The 23,945-nt window shown below is 66.6% G+C and carries 25 protein-coding genes, 1 other RNA gene and 1 riboswitch; of the genes, 10 read left to right on the forward strand and 16 right to left on the reverse strand.

Annotated features, from left to right (window positions below; translation table 11 throughout):
• Positions 1-96: 96 nt before the first annotated feature.
• Positions 97-1,941 (reverse strand): TonB-dependent siderophore receptor, encoded by a 1,845-nt coding sequence (locus CG471_RS21870; protein WP_099233739.1) that lies wholly within the window; start codon positions 1,939-1,941, stop codon positions 97-99.
• Between the two features lie 170 nt (positions 1,942-2,111).
• Positions 2,112-2,355: riboswitch (cobalamin riboswitch) on the reverse strand.
• A 139-nt stretch (positions 2,356-2,494) separates the two neighbouring features.
• On the opposite strand from CG471_RS21870, the gene CG471_RS21875 reads away from it, so the two are divergent.
• From CG471_RS21875 to ispZ, 6 genes are all read left to right on the forward strand, one after another.
• Entirely contained in the window at positions 2,495-3,484 is a 990-nt protein-coding gene (locus CG471_RS21875) for a threonine/serine dehydratase (protein ID WP_099233740.1), read from the forward strand.
• A gap of 74 nt (positions 3,485-3,558) precedes the next feature.
• A complete protein-coding gene (locus CG471_RS21880; RefSeq protein ID WP_099233741.1) occupies positions 3,559-4,173 on the forward strand; it encodes a TonB family protein in 615 nt (204 codons plus the stop codon).
• A 63-nt stretch (positions 4,174-4,236) separates the two neighbouring features.
• Complete coding sequence (dapF, locus tag CG471_RS21885) at positions 4,237-5,049, forward strand: diaminopimelate epimerase (RefSeq protein ID WP_099233742.1); 813 nt, start codon at positions 4,237-4,239, stop codon at positions 5,047-5,049.
• Positions 5,050-5,051: 2 nt separating this feature from the next.
• A complete protein-coding gene (gene mtaB / locus CG471_RS21890) occupies positions 5,052-6,293 on the forward strand; it encodes a tRNA (N(6)-L-threonylcarbamoyladenosine(37)-C(2))-methylthiotransferase MtaB (protein WP_099233743.1) in 1,242 nt (413 codons plus the stop codon).
• The gene (gene ftsY, locus CG471_RS21895; protein WP_004210433.1) at positions 6,293-7,231 is read left to right on the forward strand and encodes a signal recognition particle-docking protein FtsY; all 939 of its coding nucleotides are present in this window, start codon (positions 6,293-6,295) and stop codon (positions 7,229-7,231) included. Before mtaB ends, ftsY begins: the two co-directional genes overlap by 1 nt.
• Positions 7,221-7,874 carry a septation protein IspZ gene (ispZ, locus tag CG471_RS21900; protein ID WP_099233744.1) on the forward strand — a complete coding sequence of 218 codons (654 nt, stop codon included), beginning with the start codon at positions 7,221-7,223 and terminating at the stop codon, positions 7,872-7,874. Before ftsY ends, ispZ begins: the two co-directional genes overlap by 11 nt.
• A gap of 21 nt (positions 7,875-7,895) precedes the next feature.
• Here the strand turns inward: ispZ and rnk are convergent, their stop codons facing one another.
• Positions 7,896-8,306 (reverse strand): nucleoside diphosphate kinase regulator, encoded by a 411-nt coding sequence (gene rnk, locus CG471_RS21905; RefSeq protein ID WP_099233745.1) that lies wholly within the window; start codon positions 8,304-8,306, stop codon positions 7,896-7,898.
• 420 nt (positions 8,307-8,726) lie between these two features.
• Between rnk and CG471_RS21910 the strand changes: the two genes are divergently transcribed.
• Positions 8,727-9,341: a superoxide dismutase gene (locus CG471_RS21910; RefSeq protein WP_099233746.1), complete on the forward strand. Its 615-nt coding sequence runs from the start codon at positions 8,727-8,729 to the stop codon at positions 9,339-9,341.
• Positions 9,342-9,510: 169 nt separating this feature from the next.
• The gene (locus CG471_RS21915) at positions 9,511-9,957 is read left to right on the forward strand and encodes a hemerythrin domain-containing protein (protein WP_099233747.1); all 447 of its coding nucleotides are present in this window, start codon (positions 9,511-9,513) and stop codon (positions 9,955-9,957) included.
• A gap of 7 nt (positions 9,958-9,964) precedes the next feature.
• Here the strand turns inward: CG471_RS21915 and CG471_RS21920 are convergent, their stop codons facing one another.
• From CG471_RS21920 to mscL, 14 genes are all read right to left on the reverse strand, one after another.
• Positions 9,965-11,494 (reverse strand): methyl-accepting chemotaxis protein, encoded by a 1,530-nt coding sequence (locus CG471_RS21920; RefSeq protein WP_099233748.1) that lies wholly within the window; start codon positions 11,492-11,494, stop codon positions 9,965-9,967.
• Positions 11,494-11,814 (reverse strand): hypothetical protein, encoded by a 321-nt coding sequence (locus CG471_RS21925; RefSeq protein WP_099233749.1) that lies wholly within the window; start codon positions 11,812-11,814, stop codon positions 11,494-11,496. The genes CG471_RS21920 and CG471_RS21925 overlap by 1 nt, the downstream gene beginning before the upstream one ends.
• A 72-nt stretch (positions 11,815-11,886) precedes the next feature.
• Positions 11,887-12,237: a hypothetical protein gene (locus CG471_RS21930; protein WP_099233750.1), complete on the reverse strand. Its 351-nt coding sequence runs from the start codon at positions 12,235-12,237 to the stop codon at positions 11,887-11,889.
• Positions 12,210-12,758 (reverse strand): J domain-containing protein, encoded by a 549-nt coding sequence (locus tag CG471_RS21935; RefSeq protein ID WP_004210421.1) that lies wholly within the window; start codon positions 12,756-12,758, stop codon positions 12,210-12,212. The genes CG471_RS21930 and CG471_RS21935 overlap by 28 nt, the downstream gene beginning before the upstream one ends.
• 49 nt (positions 12,759-12,807) lie before the next feature.
• On the reverse strand, positions 12,808-14,817 hold the full coding sequence (locus CG471_RS21940; protein WP_257211647.1) for a hypothetical protein: 2,010 nt from the start codon (positions 14,815-14,817) through the stop codon (positions 12,808-12,810).
• Positions 14,818-14,872: 55 nt separating this feature from the next.
• Positions 14,873-15,258: RNase P RNA component class A (gene rnpB, locus CG471_RS21945), an RNA gene on the reverse strand.
• Between the two features lie 29 nt (positions 15,259-15,287).
• Positions 15,288-15,986, reverse strand: coding sequence for an N-acetylmuramoyl-L-alanine amidase (locus CG471_RS21950; RefSeq protein ID WP_004210419.1), 699 nt, complete (start codon positions 15,984-15,986; stop codon positions 15,288-15,290).
• A 137-nt stretch (positions 15,987-16,123) separates the two neighbouring features.
• Positions 16,124-16,993, reverse strand: a complete 870-nt coding sequence (locus CG471_RS21955; RefSeq protein WP_180275768.1) for a protein-glutamate O-methyltransferase CheR — start codon at positions 16,991-16,993, stop codon at positions 16,124-16,126.
• Positions 16,993-18,087, reverse strand: a complete 1,095-nt coding sequence (locus tag CG471_RS21960) for a chemotaxis protein CheB (RefSeq protein WP_099233752.1) — start codon at positions 18,085-18,087, stop codon at positions 16,993-16,995. Before CG471_RS21960 ends, CG471_RS21955 begins: the two co-directional genes overlap by 1 nt.
• A gap of 64 nt (positions 18,088-18,151) precedes the next feature.
• Positions 18,152-18,517 (reverse strand): response regulator, encoded by a 366-nt coding sequence (locus CG471_RS21965; RefSeq protein ID WP_004210416.1) that lies wholly within the window; start codon positions 18,515-18,517, stop codon positions 18,152-18,154.
• Between the two features lie 84 nt (positions 18,518-18,601).
• Complete coding sequence (locus CG471_RS21970; protein ID WP_017500268.1) at positions 18,602-19,039, reverse strand: chemotaxis protein CheW; 438 nt, start codon at positions 19,037-19,039, stop codon at positions 18,602-18,604.
• An 11-nt stretch (positions 19,040-19,050) separates the two neighbouring features.
• Entirely contained in the window at positions 19,051-21,420 is a 2,370-nt protein-coding gene (locus CG471_RS21975; protein ID WP_099233753.1) for a chemotaxis protein CheA, read from the reverse strand.
• 136 nt (positions 21,421-21,556) lie between these two features.
• Positions 21,557-21,829 (reverse strand): hypothetical protein, encoded by a 273-nt coding sequence (locus CG471_RS21980; protein ID WP_004210413.1) that lies wholly within the window; start codon positions 21,827-21,829, stop codon positions 21,557-21,559.
• 143 nt (positions 21,830-21,972) lie between these two features.
• Positions 21,973-22,407, reverse strand: a complete 435-nt coding sequence (gene mscL / locus CG471_RS21985; RefSeq protein ID WP_004210412.1) for a large conductance mechanosensitive channel protein MscL — start codon at positions 22,405-22,407, stop codon at positions 21,973-21,975.
• Between the two features lie 101 nt (positions 22,408-22,508).
• Here mscL and CG471_RS21990 point away from each other — a divergent pair, with 101 nt between their 5' ends.
• Positions 22,509-23,111, forward strand: coding sequence for a LemA family protein (locus CG471_RS21990; RefSeq protein ID WP_004210411.1), 603 nt, complete (start codon positions 22,509-22,511; stop codon positions 23,109-23,111).
• A 10-nt stretch (positions 23,112-23,121) separates the two neighbouring features.
• The coding region (locus CG471_RS21995; RefSeq protein WP_099233754.1) for a YgcG family protein at positions 23,122-23,945 on the forward strand (824 nt) is incomplete at its 3' end.

Raw genomic sequence — 23,945 nt, forward strand, 5'->3', positions numbered from 1 at the left:
GGCGCGATCGTCACCGATCCCAGCGCGACCGATGCGATAGCCGCGACCAGCAGCAGGGCGATCAGCCCCGGCAGCAACAGAGGATGCCGCCGCCCCTTAGAAGCGGACACGCACGCCGCCATAGGCCGACCGGCCATAGGTGCCATAGCCATAGGCGGTGGCGTAATCCGCATCGAACAGATTGTCGATCCGGCCATAGACTTCCAGATGGTCGCCCACGGGGAAGGACGCGCGCAGCCCGGCCAGCCCATAGCCGTCGAGCCGGCGGGTGTTGGCCGTGTCGTCATAGCTGTCGCCGACCATGGTCAGGGTCGCGCCGGTCGACAGGCCGAAAGACCAGAGATAGTCGGCCGACAGGCTGACCGCATTGGCGGCGCGGCGCGGCAGGCGATTGCCGTCGGTGGCCCCGCCCGACCGGTCGCGCGCATCGACATAGCTGTAGGAGGCCGCCACCGTCAGCGCCTCGACCGGCTTCAGCGTCAGCGTCGCCTCCACGCCCTTGGCGCGGGTCCGGTCCAGATTGCCATAGGTGTAGGTCGCATAATCATAGTTGATCTGGTTGCGGGTATCGCGCCGGAACGCCGTCAGCGACAGCACCGCCTTGTCCCCGTCCAGGCTCTGGTCGAAGCCGATATCATAGCTTTTCGACCGCTCCGGCCGCAGCGCGCTGTTGCCGCTATAGGTGTCGTAGAGCTGATAGAGCGACGGCGCCTTGAACCCCTCGCCATAGGAAAGGCGGATATTGGTCGCGCCGGCGTTGGGCGTGTAATTGGCGTTGGCGCCAAAGGTGGTCGCGCCGCCGAACTGGCTATGATCGTCATGGCGCAAGCCCCCGGTGACAGCGAGGCCGGTGAGCGGCTTCACCACCGCCAGCGCATAGACGCTGTCGATATTCGCCTTCGCGCTCGCTATGTCGCCAAAGCCGAAATACTCATAGTCCGGCCGCTCATGCTCATAGCCGAAGATCAGCTTGGCCTGGTCGACCGGGGCATAGACGCCCTCATATTCGAAGCGCAGGTTGGTGCCCGAATAGCCATAGTCCGGGTCGGTGCCCCGGACGAAATAATAGTCGCGATCGTTGCGCATCCAGGTGACGGCGGCGCGGTTGGTCAGCTTGCCGTCGAGCAGCGCCAGGTTGATCCCGGCATAGCCGACATATTGGTCCAGCTTGCTGACGTCGCTGCTGTCGGCCGGCGCGCCGAAGAAGCTGTCATAGTCGAGATCGGCATGGATATAGTAACCGCGCAGGTCGAGGCTGAGCGTGTCGGAAAAGGCGATCTTCAGCTTGGCGTTGGTGGCGATATTCTCATAGCCATCCTTCTCCACGCCGCCGAACGACCGGCCGACCGAGGAAATGCCGTCGGTGTTGAAATAGGCGACGCCCACGCCGCCCGACACCGCCCCGCGCGTGCCCGACACATCGGCCTTCGCGTTCAGCGTGTCGCTATAGCCATAGTCGGCCGAGGCATTGACCTCGAAGCCCTCGCTCGGCGCGCCGGTCATCACATTGACCACGCCGCCGATCGCCTGGCTGCCATAGACCACCGAGTTGGAGCCGCGCAGCACTTCGATCCGGCGGATATTGCCGGTCAGCAGATGGCCGAAATCATAGCCGTCGCCGATGCCGCTCGGGTCATTCACCTTGACCCCGTCGATCAGCACCAGCGTCTGGGTCGTCTCCGCGCCGCGCAGCGACACGCCGGTGACGCCGCCGGTGGAGCCGTTGCGGCTGAAGCGGACGCCCGGCGTGGTGGCGAGCAGATCGACGACATCGACCGCCTCGCGCGTCCTGATCGTGTCGGCATCGATCACCGTGATCGCCTGGCCGACCTCGTCGCGCGGCTGTGCGATGCCCGAAGCGGTGACGACGATATCGTCATCCTGGGCCAGTGCCGGCGTAGCGGCCAGCAGCGCGATCAGCGAAATCCCCAACATCTTCATTTTATCGTCCCCCGGCGTCCGTCGATTTGGAACCGGGGCGTCCGCACAAGCGGTCGCTGCATGGGGATCGGGAAGACGCCAGCGCCCCGCCCCACGCACCGATGCGGCCCCGGCCGCCATGGGCGTCGCTCGACGGAAACACCGCGCCATGGCCATCCCCTGGGCCAGGGCAAGAGCGACCAGACGCCGGCAGGTCTCCTGGCTCGCGGGTCAGGGCAGCGATGCGCCAGCCTTCCCGGACCTGTCGGTCCAGTGGCCGGTTCCGGCCCTCCCCTTTTTGAAGAGCCTGGGAACCCTGCGCATCGCGCTCACCGCTTACAGTTGCAGGGACAGCCGCGGATTTGGAAGGGCTTCGCCCCCCGCACCGCATTCCCGTTTTCAGCCCTTGCGGGCACCGGCGCGATCATGCGCGTCCGGGGCTTTCGATCACCCCGGCGCGCGGCCCCCATAAGCCAAAGCACAGGCCCTGCCAAGCGGGCCAGGATCGCCCCGGCGGATCGTTGCGCGGCGCCGGCGGGCGGCTATGCAGGGGCCTCTTACCGAAGGAGCCGACATGACCGATTCGCTTGCCATCACCGCCGCTGACGTCGCCGATGCCGCGCGGCTGATCGCACCGGCGGCGGTTCGCACCCCGCTGATCGAGAATGCCGCGCTCAACGATCTTTGCGGCCGGCGCGTGCTGGTGAAGTTCGAGGGCGCCCAGCATAGCGGATCGTTCAAGTTCCGCGGCGCCTATAACCGCCTCGCCCGCCTCGATGCAGCGGAACGGGCGGCGGGCGTCGTCGCCTGGTCCTCGGGCAATCATGCCCAGGGCGTAGCCTTTGCTGCCCGCCTGCTCGGTATCCCGGCAACGATCGTGATGCCGGCCGATGCCCCGGCGATCAAGACCGCCAACACGCGTGCGATGGGGGCTGAGGTCGTCCCCTATGACCGCTTCACCCAGAGCCGCGAGGCAATCGCCACCGCCCTTGCCACCGAACGCGGCGCCACCCTCGTCCCGTCCTTCGACGATCCCTTCATTATCGCCGGCCAGGGCACGATCGGCCTCGAAATATTGGAGCAGGCCCAGGCCGCCGGCGCCGACCTCACACAGATTCTCGTCTGCTGCGGCGGCGGCGGGCTGGTAGCGGGCACGGCGACGGCGGTCAAGGCCGCCCGCCCCGACATCGCCGTCTATGCGGTCGAACCCGCCGGCTTCGACGACACCGCCCGCTCGCTCGCCAGCGGCGTGCGCGAAAGCGTCTCGCCCGACGCGCGCAGCATCTGCGACGCGCTGCTGGCCCCCAGCCCCGGCGCGCTGACCTTCCCGATCAACCAGGCCCTGCTCGCCGGCGGCCTCGTCGTCAGCGACGATCAGGTGCGCGACGCAATGCGCTTCGCCTTCACCACGCTCAAGCTGGTGGTCGAACCGGGCGGCGCGGTGGCGCTCGCCGCCATGCTTGCCGGCCTCGCCCCGCCCACTGACGGCGCCACCGCCCTCGTCATCTCCGGCGCCAATGTCGATCCGGCGGCCTATGCAGAAATCATCGGCGGGGGCGCCTGATCCAGACATTGTTTTGTCATCATTTCGCCCTATCGCACCGCCCCTGAAACAGGAGCCGCGGGGGGATAATAGACATGTTCGGATTGATGTTCGCGGCGGCTCTCGCCAACTCGACTCCGGTCGACACCGGGCGCAGTTGGCTGACGGCTCGTGACTATCCGGCTGATGCCCGAAAGCGCGGCGAGGAAGGCATACTCTGGTTCGTCATCCTTGTTTCGCCGGAAGGGCGGGTCGTGCGTTGCGATATCGTCCAGTCGCAACTGTCATCGGAGCTAAACGAAAAGACCTGCTCCCTCGTCACAGCGCGTGCGAAATTCCGACCAGCGACCGACGAAACTGGCGCCCCCATCTATAGTGAGTGGCAGACCCGTATGGAATGGTTTCTGCCCAGCCAGCGCCAGCCGTCCACGACACAAAGCATCACGATGCCCGTCGACATGGAAATACAGGTCCAAAAGCTTCCCAAGGGTGCGCGCGAAAAAAGCGTCGGCCTCGTCGTTAAGATCGATACTGACGGGCATGTCACCCATTGTCAGGGCATCAAGCCCGACAAGAACGACGCCAAACTTGTCAACGTCGCCTGCACCCAGGCCCGCGCTCTTACGATGGAAAGCGGCAAGGATAATGACGGCCGTCCTATCCCCTTCGTCCGCGCCATGCTCGTCGCCTTCCGAACTCCCGTACAATAGCCGTACGCGCGTGCGCGCAGCCAAGACTCGCCTTTTCTGCCCCGCCACACTAAATGCGGCGCCATGATGAGCCGCTTTTCCAAGATGCATGGTCTGGGCAATGATTTCGTCGTGATCGACGCGCGCCAGGCGCCGGTCGCGATGACGGAGGCGCGCGCCCGCGCCATTGCCGATCGCCATGCCGGCATCGGCTGCGACCAATTGATCGTCATCGGCTCCCCGCAAGCCGGCGACCAGGCCGACGTGTCGATGCTGATCTTCAATTCCGACGGTTCGGAAGTGGAGGCTTGCGGCAATGCCACCCGCTGCGTGCCGCTGTTCGTTGGCAAGGATGTGCTGATCCGGACCAGGGCCGGGCTGCTCGACGCCAAGAGCGTGGACGGCGGCGCCAGCGTCGACATGGGCGCGCCCCGCTTCGACTGGGACGCGATCCCGCTCGCTTATCCGATGGACACGCTGACGATGTCGGCCAGCTGGGAAGACCTGCCCGCGCCGGCCGCCGTCAATGTCGGCAATCCGCATGTGATCTTCTTCGTCGAGGATCTGGACGCGGTCGATTTCGAACGGCTCGGCCCGCTGATCGAGCATGACCCGCTTTTCCCCGCCCGCGTGAACGTGAATTTCGCGCAGGTCGTCGGCCCGCAGCATCTGCGCCTGATCGTCTGGGAACGCGGCGCCGGCCTGACCCGCGCCTGCGGCACCGGCGCCTGCGCCACCGCCGTCGCGGCGATCCGCCGCAAGCTGATGACCGGCCCGGTGACGGTCAGCCTGCCGGGCGGCGACCTGGAGATCGACTGGGCGCCGGGCGGCACGATCCGCATGACCGGCCCCGCCACCCATGTGTTCGACGGCGAGGCGGACTGGGACCGCTTCTGACCGTGCCCGGTCCCGACATCATCACCCTGGGCTGCCGGCTCAACATCGCGGAAAGCGAGGCTATTCGCGAAATGGCCGGCGCGCAGGACGACCTGATCGTCGTCAATAGCTGCGCCGTGACGGCCGAGGCCGTGCGCCAGACCCGGCAGGCGATCCGCCGCGCCAGGCGCGACCGCCCCGACGCCCGCATCCTCGTCACCGGCTGCGCCGCCCAGACCGAGCCCCAGACCTTCGCCGCCATGGCGGAAGTGGACGGCGTCATCGGCAACCGCGAAAAGCTGGAGGCCGCCGCCTTCGCCCCGGTGGCGGAGAAAGTGAACGTCTCCGACATCATGGCCGTGCGCGACACCGCGCCGCACATGGCCAGCGCCTTTGCCGAACATGCCCGCGCCTTTCTGGAGGTGCAGAATGGCTGCGACCATCGCTGCACCTTCTGCATCATCCCCTATGGTCGGGGGAACAGCCGCTCCGTCCCCGCCGGCGCGGTGATCGACAAGGCGAAGCAACTGGTCGATGCAGGCTATGGCGAAATCGTGCTGACCGGCGTCGATGTCACCAGCTATGGCCCCGACCTGCCGGGCAGCCCCTCGCTCGGCCAGCTTGTCGAACGACTGCTGCGCCATGTCCCGGACCTGCCCCGGCTGCGCCTCTCCTCGATCGACAGTGTCGAGATTGACGAGCGGCTGTTCGACCTCATCGCCCATGAGCCACGGATGATGCCGCATCTGCATCTCTCGCTGCAGGCCGGCGACGACATGATCTTGAAGCGCATGAAGCGCCGCCATGCCCGCGCCGATGCCGTCCGCATCGTCGAGCGGGTGAAGGCCGCCCGCCCCGACATCAGCATCGGCGCCGACATCATCGCCGGCTTCCCGACCGAGGATGACGCCATGTTCGCCAACAGCCTGGCGCTGATCGCCGATTGCGACATCGTCCACGGCCATATCTTCCCCTATTCGCCGCGCACCGGCACGCCGGCCGCGCGCATGCCCCAGCTGGATCGCGCCACCATCAAGGCGCGCGCCGCCCTGCTGCGCGATGCCTGCGCGGCCCAGCGCGACGCCTGGCTCGCCCGTCTGGTCGGCACCCACCAGTCGGTGCTGGTCGAACGCAACGGCCTGTCGGGCCATGCGGAAAATTTCGCGCCGGTGCGCTTCACCACGCCCCAGCCCCCCTCCACGATCGTCGCTGCCCGCATCAGCGGCCTTGAGAATGGCGCGCTGATCGCGCAAGAGGCGCAATAATGACTGACACCGGCACCAGCTGGCGCGACCGCCTCTTCGGCGGCCTCAAGCGCACATCCGACAAGCTCGGCGAGAATCTGACCGGCCTTTTCACCAAGGCCGCGCTCGACGACCAGACCCTCGACGAGATCGAGGAAGCCCTGATCATGTCCGATCTCGGCCCGGCGATGGCCGGCCGGGTGCGTGATCGCCTCGCCGAAGGGCGCTACAACAAGGAACTGACCGAGGAATATCTGCGCGAGATCATTGCGGAGGAGATCGAGAAGGTGCTGGCCCCGGTCGCCCGCCCGCTCGAGATCGAAGCCTTTCCGCGGCCGCAGGTGATCCTGGTGATCGGCGTCAACGGATCGGGCAAGACGACCACCATCGCCAAGCTCGCCAATAATTTCCTGGAACAGGATTATGGCGTGATGCTGGCGGCGGGCGATACCTTCCGCGCGGCCGCCATCGGCCAATTGAAGGTCTGGGCAGAACGCCTCGGCGTGCCCATCGTCGCCGGCAAGGAAGGCGGCGACGCGGCGGGCATCGTGTTCGACGCGGTCAAGCAGGCGACGGCCACCGGCATCGACGTGCTGATCGTCGACACCGCCGGCCGCCTGCAGAACAAGACCGAACTGATGGACGAACTGGCCAAGGTGCGCCGCGTGCTCGGCCGATTGAACCCGGCCGCCCCGCACGACGTTGTCCTGGTCCTCGATGCCACCACGGGACAGAATGCGTTGAACCAGATCGAAGTCTTCAAGGAAACTGCACAGGTCACGGGCCTGGTCATGACCAAGCTGGACGGCACGGCGCGCGGCGGCGTGCTGGTCGCGGCGGCGGAGAAATATCGCCTGCCGATCCACGCCATCGGCGTGGGCGAAAAGATCGAGGATCTGCGCCCCTTCGATGCCGGCGACATGGCACGCGCGATCGCGGGGACGGCCTATGCCCGCTGACGCCAAGAAGCCCGCCCATGGCGGCAGCCTCAGCCTCGCGCTCGATTTCGGGCCGCTGCTGGTCTTTTTCCTGAGCTACAAGGGCGCGGGCTGGTTCTGGGGTGCGGGCAATCCGATCACCGCCATGAGCTTTGGCACCGCCGCCTTCATGGCCGCGATCGTCATCGCCGTCATCATCTCGAAGGTGAAGCTCGGCCGGGTCTCGCCGATGCTGTGGCTCTCGGCGCTGCTGATCCTGTTCTTCGGCGGCCTCACCATCTATTTCCACGACCAGCGCTTCATCCAGTTGAAGCCGACCATCATCTACGCCTTCTTCGCGCTGATGCTGTTCGCCGGGCTGCTGCGCGGCAAGCCGCTGCTCAAATATCTGCTCCAGGCGGCCTATGACGGGCTAACGGAGGAAGGCTGGCGCAAGCTGTCGCGCAACTGGGCCCTCTTCTTCGTCGCCATGGCGGTCGCCAACGAACTCATGCGCCGGTCGATGAGCTTCGATGCCTGGCTCGCGGTCAAGGTCTGGGGCGTCACCATCGTCTCGGTCGTCTTCGCCGGCGCCAACATCCCGATGCTGCTACGCCACGGCCTGACCCTGGACGATGGCCTGGACAGCGACGAGGTGGGCGAAACCACCCCGCCGCAGGGCTGACACGGCGCTGATCCGGGTGGTTCAGGCTTGCGCCTGAACCACCTCGTCCACCAGGATGTCGCGCAGATGGCCGTCGCGGTCCGGCCACAATATTGCATTGCCCGCCCGCATCCCGATCAAGGCGGCGCCGACCGGCGTCAGGATCGATATCCGGCCCAGCGCCACATCGGCATGGCTGGGATAGACCAGTTCCACCCGGCGCGGCGCCCCGCGCGCACCATCGCGATAGAGGATGGTCGATCCCATCGCCGCGACATCGGCCGGTAGCGCCGCCCGGCTGCACAATTGCGCCCGGCCGACCTCCTCCAGCAACAACTGGCTGACGTCCGGAAAGCGGTCGCGCGCCGCCCAGGCGAGGTCGGAAATCATGTCGGCTTCGGATTCGACGATATGGATCGGCGGCACGGCCGCCCATTTCTGTTGCAGGGTCATGGGAAAACTTCCTGATAGGGGTGCGCGCCCGGTCCTCGGGCGCAAGGCGTCAAGAAGGGTGCCCCGGACCTGCCGGCGCCATGCCTGTCAGGTCCGGGGCGGATGGCCCGCGAGAAGCTGTCCCCCATGATGGCGGAAGCGCGCAAAGATGACCTTGAACGGCATGACCGGGATCATGTTCGGCCCCGTCCCGCCTGTCAAGCAAGCCGCCCAGCCCCTGCCCGGCCGTCACCGTCCGAAACCCCCGCCAACCGCCTGTTTCTGCGATCGTTTCGCAATAGGCACATATTGGTTTTCTTGGGCGTTGGGTGCGCATATGGGAAGCGACGGAGGCGTCCACGCCCCGCATGGACCATATGATAAACCGGCATCGCAACCATCACTGCGAGCCGCCCCATAACGAACCCGAGGAGTTCCGCCATGGCCTTTGTTCTGCCCGATCTTCCCTATGCCAAGGACGCCTTTGGCGACATCCTGTCGGTCGAAACCTTCGACTTCCACCACGGCAAGCATCACAATGCCTATGTCGTGAAGGCCAATGAACTGGTCGCCGCCGACGCAAGCCTGCAGGGCAAGTCGCTGGTCGAGCTGATCAAGTCGTCGAAGGGCGGCCTGTTCAACCAGGTCGGCCAGATCTGGAACCACACCTTCTACTGGAACTCGCTGTCGCCGGTGAAGACCGCCCCGACCGGCGAACTGCTCGCCAAGATCGAGGAAGCCTTCGGTTCGGTCGACGCGCTGATCGAAAAGCTCAAGGCAGAGGCCGTCGGCCACTTCGCCAGCGGCTGGGCCGCGCTGATCCTGAAGGACGGCAAGCTGGAAGTGACCAGCTATCATGACGCCGACACCCCCGTCGCCCATGAAGGCCACGCCCCGCTGCTGATCCTCGATGTGTGGGAACATGCCTATTATATCGACTATCGCAACCTGCGCCCTGCCTATGCCGAAAAGCTGCTGAAGGAAGCGATTAACTGGGACTTTGCTGCCCTCAATCTCGACGGCCAGGGCGCCAGCCGCGCCGACCAGCCGGCCTGATCGCGACAGGCTCCGATGGGGCCTGATCCACAGGATCGATGACAGAAGGACCGTCCGGTGCGCAGGCGCCGGGCGGTCTTTCTTTTTACAGGCTTTGCGCGCTTTGCCTGCCCTGCGCTCCAATCCCCTCTTAACGCCGGCCGATGCATGATCGCACGGGGCAGGGAGGATGATCGCGATGAACATGGACGAGTTGGGGACGCAGCATGAGGAGATCGCCCTGATCGCCGCGCAACTGCGCCAGGCGATCGCCGATCCCGACCTGCCCCAGGCGGTGAGCGCATTGCGCTGGCAACTGGCGCGCAAGCTGATGGCCCATCTCGCGCTGGAGGATCGCATCCTCTACCCCGCGCTCCAGCGCCAGGGCGACGATCGCGTCCGCGCCACCGCCGCGCGCATCCAGGCCGAGATCGGCGCGCTGGCCGAGAGCTTCGCCCGCTACATGGCCGCCTGGACGGACGAGCGGATCATCCGCGACTGGCGCGGCTTCTGCGCCGACAGCGGCCGGATATTGGATGCCCTCGGCCGGCGGATCGATCGGGAGGAGCGCATCCTCTACCCGCTGGCACGCTCCCTCGATGACCAGGCAACCGGCCCAATAGCCCGCGCCGGCTGACCGGCGATCAGGCCGCTTCCAGCTGCGCCACGAACAGGTCGGTCGCGCGCTGCAACTCCTGCGCCGTGCGCGACAGGCCAGCCGCCGCGCTCGACACGCGATCGGACAGATTTTCGGTATTGCGCGCGACATCGGCCACGGTCGCCATGCGCTGCGCCATATGATCGGCATCGCGGGCGGTATCGCGCGCCGACTGGCCGATCGCCGCCGTCGCATCGCGCTGGTCGGCCACCGCACGCTGGATCGCCTGCGCCGCCTGCGCCAGTTCCTCGACGCTCCCGGCGACCTCGGACAGGGCTTCCTGCGCCACCCCGGCCCCCTGCCGCGCGGACGAGGCCAGCGACTGGATTTCGCCGGTCGCACTCGCCGTCTGGTTGGCCAGTTGCTTCACTTCGCCGGCCACTACCGCAAAGCCGCGCCCGACCTCGCCGGCCCGAGCCGCCTCGATCGTGGCATTGAGCGCCAGCAAATTGGTGCGGGCAGCAATCTCGGTGATCGAATCGGCGAAGCTGGTGATCGACGCGGTGCGCCCTTCCATCGCCTGCATCGCCTCATGCCCCGCCACCGACACGCGCTGCGCCTCGCCGCCCAGGCTCGCCTGCTGGCTGGCCGCCGCCGCGATTGCGCTGATCGATTCGGACAATTGCTCGATCCGCCGCGCCAACACCGCCGCGCTGGCCGAGGATTGGCCCGCCGCCGCCATCGTCTCGTCCGTGCCCACGCTCGCGCGGTGCGCCAGATCATGCAGCAGACCGGCCGATTCCTTGAGTTCGCCCGTTGCCGCGCTGACCGCGCTCACCACGCCCGCCACCGACTGGCGGAAGGCGCCGACCAGCGCCAGCGTCTCGCTGCGCCGGTCCTGTGCCATCCGTGTCTTTTCGGCGTCCCGTTCGATCCGCAGATGCGCCTCGCGCGCGTCGGACTGGCGCTGGGCATCCATCGCCGATTCCGCCGCATTGCGTCCCGCCTGCGCTTCCCGCGCCAGCCGGGCGGTGTCCGCCACATGCGCATCCTGCGCCAGCAGCAGCCCATGCAATTTGATGCTGAGATAGCCCAGGATCGTGCCCTGCAGCACCACTGCAAAGCCGTGGATGATGACCCGGCCGATCTCCGCCTGCCCCGAAAACACCCAGTTGGGCGCGACATAGGTCAGCACCAGATGATGCAGCGCGATCAGCACCGACGCCAGCAGGATCGGCCGCCAGTCGTAGAGCACCGCCAGCGAGGCGAGCGCCACGAAGAAATACATGTGCGCGTCCATCTGCCAGACATGGCCGCTCAGCAGGAACAGCGTGATTGCCGGCTGCACCGCCGCCAGCGTCCCCATCACCAGCCGCACCTCCAGGTCGTTGCGACGCCGCATCACCATCCAGGTCGGCAGGATATTGGCCAACGCCGACAGCAGCATGGCGGGCGCCGCCCGCTCATTGCCGATCATCATGCCGCCAATGCCGATCAGCACGGTCCAGATCAGGCTGCACAGCAGCAGGATGCGCAGGCCATGCAGGCGCATGCTTTCGAGACTGTTGAACGCCATCAGGCCAATCCTCCCACCGGTTCGCCACAGGCCGCGGCAAAGGCGCGCAGCGGCAAGATACCACCCCGCAACAGGGGCAGCAGCGCATCGCGCTGCCCTTCCACCACCATCGATCCGGGCAGGCGTCCGCTCGCCACCAGCCGGGCGCCATGCGCCACCGCATCGGGCACCAGATGCGCGCGCGCACCGGCCGTCATCGGGATCAGCAGGATGCGCCCCTGCGCCGGCGGATTGCCATAGAGCAGGGCGAGACCCAGGAGGATGATCGCGAGCTGGACCAGCAGCACCGCACCGCGCGAGGAAGGAAGCCATATCCGCATGGCATCCCCCCTAGGAAATGTTGGTAAGGATAGGCTTAACAGGCCCGTCCGGATTTACGCATTTTGCGTAAGTCAGCCCGGATTCTGCGATTCCGCCTGCGCCGGCAGGTCCAGCGCCGCCGCCAGCGCGTCCAGATCCGCCCCCGGCCGTACCAGCAGCCAGTCTCGGCTCGCGGCGCCATTGACCACGGTGATCGCGCCCCTGGGACAGACGCCCAGGCAATTCACCTCGATGATGCCGGCCGCCGCCTTGCGCCCCTTCTTCAGCGACAGATGCCGCCGCAGCGCCTTGGCCAGCCGCTCTTCGCCATCCTTGCCGAAGCCGCCGTCCAGCTTCTTCGAGCATTTGCGGCAAACCAGCACGGCATTTTGCCAGTTGGACCGGACATGATCCTTCAATCGCTGGCGCCCCGCGGCTTCCAGGTGCGCCGTTCCTCGGCCGCGCGCAGCACCTCATAGGCGGCCTGGATCGTCTGGAACTGCACCGCCGCTTCGGCATCGCCCGGCTTCACGTCGGGATGATATTCCTTGGCCAGGCTGCGCCAGCTCTTGCGCACCGCCTCGAAATCGGCGTCATCCTCCAGCCCCAGCGCCTGCAGCGCGTGCATCTCGTCGCGCGACCGGCTGCCGTCGCCGGGACCGCCCCAGCCATGATGGGCGCTCGACTGATAGCCGCCGGCATCGCGCCGTTCGGTGCGCTCGCGCTCGGCCCGTTCTTCCTCGTCCAGTCCCTGAAAATAGTCCCAGTTACGGTTATATTCGGCCGCATGCTCGCTGCAGAAATACCAGCGGTCCGGGCTGTTGGGCGATTTGGGCGCGGGGCAGTTACCCGGCTGGTCACAGCCGAAACGGTCGCAGATGCGCACGCGCTGCGCTTCCCGCGTCGCGCCATAGGCACGCCAGCGGGGAAAACCCCAGTCATTGGATCGGCTCTGTCTTGCCATCGGACCAAATTAGGGAAGCCGCGCCCGGAAAGCCAGCCCTGCGCCGGGATTAGCGACGGAAAGTCACCCCCTGCATGTTGCCGCCGCAGCCAAGGCCACCATCGGGGCGATAGCTTTGCTCATATTTGGCCCGCGTCACGATCTTCGTGCCGTTGGTGCCAAAGATCATCGGCGGATAGGTGATGACGGCCCGCTGGTTGCGGGTCGTGCCGTCCGCCGCGATGTCGAACTGGACCCGCGTCCATCCCTCGACACCCACGGACACCATGTCCGTGGGATAATCGGCGGAGGACACCGGCGCGCTGCGCAGGCTGGGCTTGGCATCGACGATCGAACATTGCTGCGCCGACAATCCGGTCGCGGCATAATCGGCCCGTGCCGCTTCCAGATTGCCGCCGGTCGCCTGCAGGCTCGCCCGCCGCACCAGCGCCGCCACGCGCAGCGGGTCATTGGCCGGCAAGGCGCCATCATCGATCACCGCGTTGAGCAGCGCCTGCGACCCGGCCTTTTCCCTGGGTCTCAGATCATCATAGGCCAGGATCGCGAAGGTCGCCCGTGCATCGGCATCGGCCTGATAGTCGGCGGCGCGCAATGCATAGGGGGAATCGGCCCGGATACGGATATCCACATGCTCGGCTGCATCATGGACCAGGCGGTCGACCCGCAATTGCGCCAGCGGCGGGGCATCCGCCGTCCGCACCACCCGGCGCAGCAGCGGGCCATAGGTCTCGACATCCTCGCGCGCGGCCATCGATCCGGCGAGCAGCGGGATCAGCACCGGCACCAGTTCCACTGCCGCATCGCCCTTCTGGCTGCGGATCAGCTGCGCCTGCTGCAACAGCAGCGCGCGCTGCCGGGTGATCGGCACATTGTCCAGCACCGGGCCGGGAACGCGCCTGGCCTCCAGCCAGTCGCCCAGCGCCTTGGTCGGCCCCGCCAGCATCGACGGACCGCCTTCCGCGGTCGAACAGCGCAGTTCCAGCCGCGTCACGAACCGGAACAGCGCCGGGATCTTATTCACGTCATCTGGCCGCCACGACCAGTCCCGCACCGCCCGCGCAAACGCCAGCGCCGACGGGCCGGGGCGCGATCCATAGACCGGCCGGGCATAGGAAACGGCACCGCTGTCGCTGATGCCGAACTCCACCACGGCATAATCCTCGGGCTGGATGCCATCCTCGCCACAGCGCGGCAGCGCCATGTCCGCGCCCTGGGTGAAGTCCTGCTGCGGCATGCGCCCGGCACCGGTATAGACCAGATAATTGCGCGCCGTGTCGCGATGGCCGGCCAGCATGGCGGCGATCGACGCATCCGACCGGGTCACGAGATCATCGAAATCGACCCTGGTGGTCAGCCCACCCTGCTGCTTCACCGCCCGTGCGAACAGTTTTTCCGCAGGATCGAACTGGCCCAGATTGAGCAGCGCCCGCCCCCGGATCAGGTCGATATGCGCCAGCGACGCCTTGTCGAACATCTTGGGGTCCGCCACCGCAATGGCATTGGCCGCTTCGGCGGCCTTCAGCGCTTCGGCCGGATCGACGAACGTGCCCGCCTGCGCCTGTCCCAGCAGCGCCTGGATGCGCGCCGCCGGCCCTTCCGCTTCGGCCAGCGCCGCGCTGAAATGGGCCAGCGCGCCGACATAGTCGAGGTCGCCCATCGACACGCGGCCCAGCGTATAGGCGGCACGATAGCGGTCGGTCGACAGGCTGGCATCATCCCTGGGCAGGGCCGGCGCCGCCTGGTTCAGCAGGTCGCGCGCCTCGGCCCAGCGCGACAGTTCCGCCAGTACCATGGCCTTGCGCACCCGCACGATCGCCAGGCTGCGCGGATTGCGCACCACCCGGCCTTCGAGCGCGGTGAGGATTTCAAGCGCGCGAGGATAATCCGCCGCCTCGGTGGCTTGCGTCGATTGCTCGAACAATTGCTGGATCGTGCCAGTTGCGGGCGCGGGCGTTGCGGGCGCGGGGGCAGGCGCTGTCGGCGCCGCATCCTGCATCGCATGGCTGATAGCGGGCATGGCGGCCATCGCCATCAGCAAGGCCAAATATCTGTTACGCAAACCGAATCCCCCCAAGACCGCGGACCGGTTATTGCGATAACCTCGCAACAGGGGAAATGCCAGAGGGCCTGTAAGCCGGGTTCTGTCCACCCCCAAAGGGGGATAGGCGACCATTCCTCTAGGGGACGCATTGCTCCGTCCCTCAAGCAACCAACCCGAGCGGTCTCAGTCGAAACAGACCTAGCAGTCAAGCTGCGCGCCGCCCCTATTCGGTCTTGCTCCCGGTGGGGTTTACCGTGCCGTCTTGCGTTGCCGCAGACGCGGTGCGCTCTTACCGCACCCTTTCAATTTCACTGGGCCGAAGCCTTAGTGACCTGCTTTCTGTTGCACTGTCCCTTGGATCACTCCAGCCGGCCGTTAGCCGGCACCGTCATTTCGTGGAGCCCGGACTTTCCTCGCCGTGGAAGTTACCCGCCACGCCGCGGCCGCCCGGCCCTCTGGCACAGGCGCCTATAGGCGCAAAAATCGGGTCAGTCATCCCCTGTCGGCTTGGGCAGCAACAGGGCGAGCAAAATCGCCCGGCATTCGCCATCAATGACGCCGTCGATCAGTTCGGGGCGAAAGCGCCGCTGGAAGGCGACGACCGCTGGTTCCGGCTCGGCAATGTCATAGCCGAAGCGTTCCAGCGCCAGCATGAAGCCGCTGTCGGTCCAGTGCGGGTCCATCAGATTCTTGGTCGGTCGCGGCAGCGCCAGCCGCAACCGCGCCAGTTGCCCCCAGGGGAAAAGCTCGCCCGGATCCTGCTTGCGCGCTGGCGCGATGTCGCTGTGCCCGACGATATTGCCGCGCGTGATCCGGTGGCGCTGGACGATGTCGTGAACCAGCGGGATCAGCGACCCCATCTGCGCCTCGGGGAAAGGGCGATAGCCCCATTCATGCCCCGGATTGACGATCTCGATGCCGATGCTGGCGCTGTTCACATCGTCGATACCGCGCCAATGCGACCGGCCGGCATGCCAGGCGCGCTTGTCCTCGGCCACCATGCGGATGATCTGGCCATCCTCGGTCACGACATAATGGGCCGACACCTTGGATTCGGCATTGGCCAGCCAGTTGATGGCGCTCGCCGCGTCCGGCATGCCGGTATAATGGAGCACCAGCATGGTGATCGGCAGGCTGCGCTCGTCATAATTGGGCGACGGCGTCTCGATCATGGGGATGTCGGTCATCGCAAAGGGCCCGTCACCACGAAAAGTCCAGTCTCACGCCCTGTTCCGCCCTGCGTCGCGCCGCGTCATGCAGCCACGAACGGAATCATGGCCGAGACCGGCGCGGCAATCAAGCGTGGTAAATGATCGGCGGACGATTAGCCCGCGCGCCGGGCCGAATTGCCGGCATCGGTCGAATGGCTCCGCCGCGCATAGCTGCCGCGAAATTCGGGATGCGGCACGAATTCCTCGCTCTGGCCGATCACCGTCTCGCCCGCGCCCAGCAGCAGCACAGACCGGTCGTGGCTGTGCCGGGCCAGCAGGTCGAACACGCTCTGGCGCCGTTCGGGCGAGAAATAGAGCAGCACATTGCGGCACAGCAGCAGGTCATAGGCGCCGGTCGGCACCCGCGCGGCAAACAGATTATCCTGACGGAAATCGATCATCCGTCGCAGCTCCGGGTTCGCCCGCCAGTCATCGCCCGCCGGCTCGAACCATTTGATCAGGTCGCCGATCGGCAGGCCGCGCTGCACGTCCATCTGCGAGAAAATGCCGCTGCGCGCCTGGTCGATCGCCGCGCTAGAAATATCGGTCGCCAATATCTCGATCCGCCAGCCCGCCCAGCGCGCCGCCTCGTTGCAGAAGCGGATCGCCAGCGAATAGGCTTCCTGTCCGGTCGAACAGCCCGCGCTCCAGATCCGCAGCACCCGGTCGCCCCGCGCCTCCTGGATACGCGGCAATATCTGCCGGTGGATGAGGTCGAAAATCTGCAGATCGCGGAAGAAGCTGCTTTCGTTGTTCAGCAGGGCGTTCACCACATCCTCGTCCAGGCGCGGATTGCGGCTGCGCAGCAGCTTGCCGGCCAGTTCGTCGATATCCTGCAAGCCATGGTCGCGCAGCACGGGCTTCAGCGCCGTCTCCATGCGCCAGGCCCGCCCCTCGGACAGAACCTGGCCGGTCCGCGCTTCCAGCAGACCCGTCAAAATCCGGGCAGCGCCCGATCCCATCCTGGAAGGGGGCAAGGCCATCAGTCGTTCATCTTTCCGCGTCGTGCGACAAAATCCATGATCGCATGGGGTTCCATCAGGGCACAGGTCAGCCCTGCCCCCGCGACCGATCCCGGCATCCCCCATACCACGCTGCTTGGCTCATCCTGGGCGACGATCCAGCCGCCCGCTGCCACGATATCCCGCGCCCCGGCCGTGCCGTCGCGGCCCATGCCGGTGAGCACGATCCCCGCCGCGCCCGCGCCATAGACATCGGCCATGGCGGCGAACATCGGATCGACACCCGGCAGATTGCCCGACGGCGTCCGTTCCGGGTCCAGCACCACGCTCACCCGGCCATGCAGCCCGCGCCGCAGCAGCAGATTGGCGTCGCCCGGCGCGACATAGACGGTGTCGGGCGCCAACTGGTCGCCGGCCTCCGCCACCTTGACCCGCAGGCTGGTCATGCGCGCCAGTTGCTGCGCGAAATAGACGGTGAAACTGACCGGCAGATGCTGGGTCAGCAGGATCGGCACGCCCAGCGGTGCGGTCAGGCCGCTGAACAACTGGCTGAGCGCATGGATGCCCCCGGTCGACGCGCCGATGCCCAGGCAGGCGAGAGGTTCGACCACTGCGCCGGGCGCATGGGCGGGCGGAACCATGGTCGACCGCTGCGCCGGTGCCGTCGGCGCTTCGCCGCCGAACAGCCGGCCGAGCCGATCGATCAATGCCTGTGGGAATTGTTCGCCAAAGCTGCCGCTGCCCGGCTTGGAGAGAATATCGCTCGCGCCCAGCGCCAGCGCCTCGACCGCCGCCGCACTGCCCTCCTCGCAGCGACCCGACAGGATCGCCACCTTGCCCTGCGGGTTCGATCGCAGGATCGCGGGCAGCGCGGCCAGGCCGCTCTGCCCCGGCAGCTCGATGTCGAGCAGCACCAGGTCGACACTATGTTCGGCCAGATAGCGCAGCGCATTTTCCGCGCTGTTGGTCTTGTGGACGACGGTAAAGCCGGGATCGGCGTTCAGGATGCGCTCGATCACCGTGCGCACCACCACCGAATCGTCAACCACCAGCGTGCGCACCGCGGGAGCGGTGTGGCTGTCGAGGCTGACCATGGTCGGCACGAAGGCGGTCATTGACGGGCTTTCAGAACGAAGAGGCTGGGAAAGACGGCGATATCCTCGAAGGGAGGGACCGGGCCTAGATGACCCCGACGATCGCCAGCTTGCTCTCCAGCGTCTCGCGGTCGAACGGCTTCATCACATATTCGTCGGCACCGGCCTCGACCGCCGCCTTGATATGGCTGATGCCGTTTTCGGTGGTGCAGAAGATGATCTTGGGCCGGGCCTCCATCTTGGTGGCCGACAGCGCCTGCAGAAATTCCATCCCGCTCATCACCGGCATGTTCCAGTCGAGCAGCACCACGTCGGGCAGGCTGGCCTCGCACTGGGTCAGGGCATCCTGCCCGTCCACCGCTTCGGTCACGGTCAGGTCCAGCGATTCCAATATGTGGCGTGCCACTTTGCGGATGACCTTGGAATCATCGACGACCAGGCAGTTCTTCATGAAGCGTCCCTTTGATTTTTACGTGCCGGGAGGAGAGGCGTAAACGCGAAAGGCGAGGAAATGGTAAACGACGCGGCCAAGCGATCAGGCCGCCTGTGCCTGGGCACCGGCCTCGATGAAGCCGGCCAGCGACACCAGCAGATGGGGCACGCCCTCATGCTCCACCACGCCCCGCGCAAAGGGCATCCAGGCCGGGTCGAGCTGTCCGCGCAGCGGCAGTTCGCCCTCGGGCACACGGCAGATATCCGACACGCCATCGACCATCAGGCCATAGCTATGGCCGCTGATATTGGCGATGATCGCCAGGTCGCGCTGGTCCGCCGGGGTCGCGCGCCCATGAATCAGCGCCGCGACATCGATGATCGTCAGCACGCGGCTGCGCAGTGCGGAAAGACCCGCAACATGCACGCCCATGCCGGGCACGGGCGATATCTCGGTCAGCTTGACCACCGCCTCGACCTCGCTGGCATCGACCGCGATCCGGGCGCCGGCCAGCGTCGCCAACAGATAGAGTTGCTCCATCGCTCTTCCCCTTATCCGCGTACGCCGGACAGCGCCGCCATCAGCGCGTCCTGGTCATAGCGGTAGATGCTGGCATCCATCGGCCCGGTGGCCCGCGGCGTGGCGCGCAGATGCACCACCCGGCACCCCATGATCTCGGCCACCTGGCCGACATCGCCGGCCGAATAGAGCACGATATCCTGCGCATCGACGGCGTCGCCCGGCAGGCCCAGCACCACTTCATGCCCGGCCTGGCGCAGCAGCGGCGCCAATATCTCGCGGGTCCAGCCATCCTCCGCATCGGCCAGCAGGCAACGGCCCCGGCTGTGCAGCGCGATCGGCTCCTGCGGCAGCGCGGCGAACAGGGCGAAGGGGTTGATGACCTCCAGATGCTCGCCATCGACCACCGCGACGCCGCTCAGCATGCCGTGCATCGCCACCATGTCCGGCACCAGCGGCATCTGGACGATGTCCAGCACCGCCGCGACCGGGTAACAGGCTTCCAGGCTGCCATTGCGCAGGCGCAGCGCGCAAACCTTGTCCTCGGCAAAGGCGTGGCGGCCGTTCACCACCGGCACCAGCCGCTCGTCCAGCCGGACGAAGGCCTGGCCACCGGACCGGCCGAACAGACTGGCGTCGATATCCTCGACCCGTTCGATCAGCGACAGGCGCAGCAGGCGCCGTTCGCCCGACAATTCCTCGAAGCGCAGTGCCGCCACCATTTCGACGCCGGCCTCCTGCGCGGCGGCATCCGCCACCGCCCCATGGGCGCGATCGTCGATCAGGTTCGGCAGGCGCGCCGCATTGGCCAGACCCGCCGCATCCAGCAGCAGCATCGGCTTGCCATTGTCGGGCAGGGTCATGCCGGCATAGACGCCGCTCGCCATCACCAGCGGCGATGCGGGACGGATCACCAGTTCCTCATGATTCTCGACCGCGGACACGCCCATGGCAAAGGGCACGCCGGTCGCCGATCGCACCACCATCACGGCGCGTGGCCCGATCTGCTGCGGCTTGTCCATGCCCAGCACATCTTCCAGGTCGATCATCGAATGGCGGAGCGACCGGATCGTCGCGATCTTGGCGCCGCCGACATCGGCAATCTGCATCATCTCGTTATTGTCGTGCAGTATCTCGACCACCGCCGCACGCGGGATCGCGAAATGCAGCCCCCCGGCGCGCACGATCAGGCCCGGAATGATGGTCAGCGTCAGCGGCACGCGCAGCGTGATGCGCAGCCCCTGCCCCGGATGATTATCCAGCGCGATGACGCCGCCGATCCGTTCGATATTGGCACGCACCACGTCCATGCCGACACCGCGCCCCGACACCGCCGTCACCTTGGCGGCCGTCGTCAGTCCCGGCTGGAAGATCAGGTCCAGCTTGTCCTGCTCGGTCATCCGCGCCGCCGCGTCGGGCGTCAGCCGCCCGGCAGCAATCGCCTTTTCCACCAGCCGCGCGGTGTTGATGCCGGCGCCGTCATCGCTGATCTCGATCACGATCTGGTTGCCCGACTGGCGCGCCTCCAGCCGCAACCGGCCGGCCTCCGGCTTGCCCGCCGCACGCCGCCGCTCGGGCGTCTCGATGCCATGGTCGATGCTGTTGCGCACGATATGGGTGAGCGGGTCGACGACCATCTCCACCATCTCGCGGTCCATCTCGACATCGCCGCCTTCCAGGCTCAATTCGATCCGCTTGTCGAGATCGCGGCTCAGGTCGCGCACCATGCGCGGCATCGCCGCGAACAGGCGCTCGACCCGCTGCATGCGGGTCTTGGAAATCACGTCGCGCATGTCGGCGACACAGTTGGACAGCCGCTCGAACGCGCTGTCCAGTTCGGGGTCGGCCGACCGGTCGCGCAGCTTGCGCGACAATTCGTTGCGCGCCAGCACCATGTCCGACACGCCGTTCATCAGCTGGTCGATCAGCGACAGCGGCAGGCGGATGGTGCGCAACGCCTGGCCCTGGCGCACCGCCGCGACCGGGGCCGCGGGCTCTTCGGGTTCCGCTTCCTCGGCTGGGGCGGACGGCGCCTCCACCTGCGTCAGCGCGCCGATCAGATATTCGTCATTCTCGTTGGGCAAGGCCGCGCCGCGCGCCACCGCCTCGGCCAATTCGCCGATCCGGTCCATGATCGCCAGCACCGCGCTGACGGTCGCGGGATCGGGCTTGCGATTGCCGGCGCGAATCTCCGACAGCACATCCTCGGCCGCGTGGCTCAATTTCTCGAAGCGCGGCAGATTGAGGAAGCCGCAGCTCCCCTTCACCGTATGGAAGAAGCGGAAAATGGCGTCCAGCCGCTGGCTATCGCCCGGATTGGCCTCCCAGGCGACGACTTCGCCCGCCAGAGCCTCCAGCGTTTCCTGCGTTTCGGATATGAATTCCTGAAGTAACTCGTCCATTCCCACGACCTTTGGATGCGCGCGAGGGCACCATGGCCGGCCGTGGTTAAGGGGCCGTTAAAGGCGAGAGCCGGCAAAGAAAAAGGGCGCCGCAAGCGCGACGCCCCTTTGGCCCGATGGTCGGTGCCGCAGCGGATCAGTGCTGCTTCTTCTCCACCGCGTCGGCGGCAGCCTCGCCCGCCTCGCGGGTGGCGTCGGCCTTGTTCTCCAGCGCATCGGCCGCATTTTCGGCTGCGTTTTCGGCGTTGCCCGACAGGTTGTCGGCCATCGCTTCCATGTTCGCGGCCTGGTTGTCGAGAGCGTCCGCCTGATTCTCGTAGGCATTCTCGACCTTGTTTTCCTGCTTGGAATCGCACGCGGCGAGCGAGACCATGCTGGCAAGGCCAAGGATTGCGACGAAGCTTTTCACAGCGTTTTCTCCTGTTGCGCCCCCTCAGGGCTGACATGTTCGACACGAGGTCCGGGACGGTCCTTGCCATCCCGAACCCTGACGCCGATCAACCGGCCGCGTCCCCAATGGTTCCCACCGGGGCCTCGGTTCGTCGCAATCGCTTATTTTTTCAGCGAGTCGCGAATCTCGCGCAGCAGCACGATATCCTCCGGTGTGACGGCCGGTGCCGGCGCTTCCTCGGGCTTGGCCAGAACCTTGTTCACCAGCTTCACCAGCAGGAAGATGATGAAGGCCAGGATGATGAAATTGACCAGCACGGTCAGGAACTGGCCCCAGCCGAACATGGCGACACCGGCCGCTTTCAGGTCGGCATAGCTGTTGGGATTGCCCTTGAACCCCTCGGGCAGGTCGCCCAGGCGCAGGAAGTAGCCCGAAAAGTCAGCGCCGCCGAAAAGATAGCCGACCACCGGCATGATCAGGTCATCGGTCAGCGACTTGGTGATGGTGGCGAACGCGCCACCGATGATGACACCAACCGCCAGGTCCATGACATTGCCGCGATTGATGAACGTCTTGAATTCCGAAATCAGCCCCATGATGAACCTCTTGTCTCGCCTTCGATAAACTCTGCATGGCCCGTTGCACGCCATCCGACAACGCCCTATTTCCGTCAGCGAAACAGAGCCGAGGATGTTCCATGCTTTTCCCGCGTCGCCTCTCCCGCCTTTTGCTGCCGGTCATGGGCGCGCTTGCGCTGTCCGCCTGCGGCATCAACAGCGTCCCCACTGCCGAGGAAAATGCCAAGGCCAAATGGGCTGACGTCCAGGCGCAATATCAGCGCCGCGCCAACCTCACCGGCAATCTCGTCGCCACGGTCAAGGCCGCCGGCAAGCAGGAACAGGCGACGCTGACCGCGGTGACCGAAGCCCGCGCCAAGGCGACGTCGATCCAGATCAATGCTGCCGACCTGTCCGATCCGGCCAAGGTCGCGCAATATCAGGCCGCCCAGGCACAGCTGAGCCAGGGCCTTGGCCGCCTGCTCGCCTCGGTCGAGGCCTATCCCGACCTCAAGACCAACGAGAATTTCCTCCAGCTCCAGTCGCAGCTGGAAGGCACGGAAAACCGCATCGCCGTCTCGATCCGCGACTATAATGAAGCGGTGCAGGCCTATAATACCCGCATCCGCACCTTCCCCGACGCGATCGGCGCCAAGCTGATCCATGGCGCCAAGCCCATGGCCCCGTTCCAGGCGGTCACGCCCGGCGCGGAAGAAGCGCCCAAGGTCGACTTCGGCAACTGAGCCGATAACGATGCTGAGGCGCCTGCTGCTGGTCCTTGCGCTGCTGGTCTTCATACCGGCGGCGCAGGCACAGAGTTTTCCCAAGCTGACCGGCCAGGTGGTCGATGCCGCAAATCTGCTCTCGCCGCAGCAGGAGCAGGCGCTGACCGCCAAGCTTGCCGCGCTCGACAAGCAGAGCGGCCGGCAGGTGGTGGTCGCCACCGTGCCCGACCTCCAGGGCTATGAGATTGGCGACTATGCCTATCAGCTCGGTCGCAGCTGGGGCATCGGCAGCAAGGAAAAGGACGACGGCACGATCCTGCTGGTCGCCCCGAACGAGCGCAAGGTGTGGATCGCCACCGGCTATGGTGTCGAGGGTATCGTCACCGACGCGCTCGCCTCGCGCATCTATCGCACCGCCATCATCCCGCGCTTCAAGGCGGGCGACTTTCCCGGCGGCATCGACGCGGGTGTCAACGAACTCGCCACCCTGCTGACCCTACCGCCCGAGGAGGCGAAGGCGCGCGCCGCCGCAGCCGAGGCGGAAGAGCGCAAGGGTGACAGCGGCGGCGGCGCCGTGATGCTGGTCTTCTGGGTCATCGTGATCGTCATCGTCGGCATCTCCATGTTCGCCAGCCGCGGCCGTCGCGGTCGCCGCTATCGCGGCGGTGCCGGCCCGGTCATCATCTGGGGCCCCTCCGACAGCGGCTGGGGCAGCGGCGGGGGTGCTGGCTGGGGGGGGGGGGGGGGGGGGGGGGGGGGGGGGGGTGGGGGGGGGCGCGCGGGGGGGGGGGGGGTGGGGGGGGGGGGGGTGGGGGGCGGCGGGGGAGGCCGCGGGACTGGTGCGCGCTGTGG

Source organism: Sphingobium sp. IP1 (assembly GCF_002708645.1).
GTDB lineage: Bacteria > Pseudomonadota > Alphaproteobacteria > Sphingomonadales > Sphingomonadaceae > Sphingobium > Sphingobium yanoikuyae.

Coding starts and splice junctions, on each gene's coding strand:
- CG471_RS21870 (WP_099233739.1), bottom strand. CDS start 1,941: ATGAAGATGTTGGGGATTTCGCTGATCGCGCTGCTGGCCGCTACGCCG.
- CG471_RS21875 (WP_099233740.1), top strand. CDS start 2,495: ATGACCGATTCGCTTGCCATCACCGCCGCTGACGTCGCCGATGCCGCG.
- CG471_RS21880 (WP_099233741.1), top strand. CDS start 3,559: ATGTTCGGATTGATGTTCGCGGCGGCTCTCGCCAACTCGACTCCGGTC.
- dapF (WP_099233742.1), top strand. CDS start 4,237: ATGATGAGCCGCTTTTCCAAGATGCATGGTCTGGGCAATGATTTCGTC.
- ftsY (WP_004210433.1), top strand. CDS start 6,293: ATGACTGACACCGGCACCAGCTGGCGCGACCGCCTCTTCGGCGGCCTC.
- ispZ (WP_099233744.1), top strand. CDS start 7,221: ATGCCCGCTGACGCCAAGAAGCCCGCCCATGGCGGCAGCCTCAGCCTC.
- rnk (WP_099233745.1), bottom strand. CDS start 8,306: ATGACCCTGCAACAGAAATGGGCGGCCGTGCCGCCGATCCATATCGTC.
- CG471_RS21910 (WP_099233746.1), top strand. CDS start 8,727: ATGGCCTTTGTTCTGCCCGATCTTCCCTATGCCAAGGACGCCTTTGGC.
- CG471_RS21915 (WP_099233747.1), top strand. CDS start 9,511: ATGATCGCGATGAACATGGACGAGTTGGGGACGCAGCATGAGGAGATC.
- CG471_RS21920 (WP_099233748.1), bottom strand. CDS start 11,494: ATGGCGTTCAACAGTCTCGAAAGCATGCGCCTGCATGGCCTGCGCATC.
- CG471_RS21925 (WP_099233749.1), bottom strand. CDS start 11,814: ATGCGGATATGGCTTCCTTCCTCGCGCGGTGCGGTGCTGCTGGTCCAG.
- CG471_RS21935 (WP_004210421.1), bottom strand. CDS start 12,758: ATGGCAAGACAGAGCCGATCCAATGACTGGGGTTTTCCCCGCTGGCGT.
- CG471_RS21950 (WP_004210419.1), bottom strand. CDS start 15,986: ATGACCGACATCCCCATGATCGAGACGCCGTCGCCCAATTATGACGAG.
- CG471_RS21955 (WP_180275768.1), bottom strand. CDS start 16,993: ATGGCCTTGCCCCCTTCCAGGATGGGATCGGGCGCTGCCCGGATTTTG.
- CG471_RS21960 (WP_099233752.1), bottom strand. CDS start 18,087: ATGACCGCCTTCGTGCCGACCATGGTCAGCCTCGACAGCCACACCGCT.
- CG471_RS21965 (WP_004210416.1), bottom strand. CDS start 18,517: ATGAAGAACTGCCTGGTCGTCGATGATTCCAAGGTCATCCGCAAAGTG.
- CG471_RS21970 (WP_017500268.1), bottom strand. CDS start 19,039: ATGGAGCAACTCTATCTGTTGGCGACGCTGGCCGGCGCCCGGATCGCG.
- CG471_RS21975 (WP_099233753.1), bottom strand. CDS start 21,420: ATGGACGAGTTACTTCAGGAATTCATATCCGAAACGCAGGAAACGCTG.
- mscL (WP_004210412.1), bottom strand. CDS start 22,407: ATGGGGCTGATTTCGGAATTCAAGACGTTCATCAATCGCGGCAATGTC.
- CG471_RS21990 (WP_004210411.1), top strand. CDS start 22,509: ATGCTTTTCCCGCGTCGCCTCTCCCGCCTTTTGCTGCCGGTCATGGGC.